This is a genomic window from Streptomyces johnsoniae (genome assembly GCF_031845565.1).
Taxonomy (GTDB): Bacteria; Actinomycetota; Actinomycetes; order Streptomycetales; family Streptomycetaceae; genus Streptomyces; species Streptomyces johnsoniae.
In genome coordinates, this window is the sequence record NZ_JAVREV010000048.1 from 1 (window position 1) to 1108 (window position 1108).

1 protein-coding gene is annotated in these 1108 nt (G+C 67.2%); it reads left to right on the forward strand.

All coding sequences use genetic code 11. The features are described from left to right. A partial coding sequence (locus tag RM779_RS33195) for a polysaccharide lyase family 7 protein (protein WP_311621519.1) occupies nucleotides 1-1108 on the forward strand: 1108 nt, incomplete at both ends.

Genomic DNA, 1108 nt, shown 5'->3' on the forward strand with positions numbered 1-1108 from the left:
CAGGCCGCCGCCGTGGAGGTTACGCCGGATGGCAGTGCCGTCACGGCCAGTACGAGTGATGAGAACGAGCCGGCGAACGCCGTGGACGGCGACTTCGGCACCCGGTGGTCCGGCGAGGGCGACGGCGCCTGGCTGGAGCTTGACCTGGGCTCGGAGGAGACGGTCAGCCACGTCAAACTCGCCGTGCACCAGGGCACCAGCCGGCAGAACGTCTTCGAGCTGCAGTCCTGGGACGGCTCGGGCTGGGACACCGTCTACGACGGCGAGACCAGCGGCACGAGCAACAGCCTGGAGACCTTCGAGTTCGACCCGGTCGAGACCTCGAAGATCCGCTACCTCGGCCACGGTTACGAGGGCGACGGCGAGGGCGACTGGAACAGCCTCACCGAGATCGAGGTCTGGACCGGCGAGAGCGACGACGATGACGGCGGCGAGCCTCAGCCTCCTGCCGAACTCCCGTCCGACGTACTGGACCTGAGCAACTGGAAGCTGACGCTCCCCACCGGCGACGAGGGGGACCCCACCGAGATCTTCCAGCCCGACCTGGAGGACTACTCCCACGACGAGTACTTCCGCGTCACCGATTCCGGGGACGGGGTGCGCTTCCGCTCGCCGGTCGACGGGGTCACCACCGGCGGCTCCAGCTACCCGCGTTCGGAGCTGCGGGAGATGGAGAGCGACGGCGAGGACGAGATCGCGTGGTCCTCGACGTCCGGCACGCACACCATGACGGTGCGGGAGGCGTTCACGCACCTGCCGGAGGACAAGCCGGAGGTGGTCGGCGCCCAGATCCACGGCGGTGACGACGATGTGACCGCGCTGCGGCTGGTGGGCGAGGAGCTGTGGATCACCGAGGACGACACCGTCGAGCATCACCTGGTCACCGACAACTACCAGCTGGGCGACGTCTTCGAGCTCCAGTACGTGGTGAGCGACGGCGAGATCGACATCTACTACAACGGTGAACTCGAAACCACCATCGAGAACTCCGGCGACGGCAACTACTTCAAGGCCGGCGCCTACACGCAGGCCAACTGCGACCGTTCCTCCCCGTGCAGCGGCGACAACTACGGCGAGGTCGAGATCTACGACCTCAACGTCACGCACG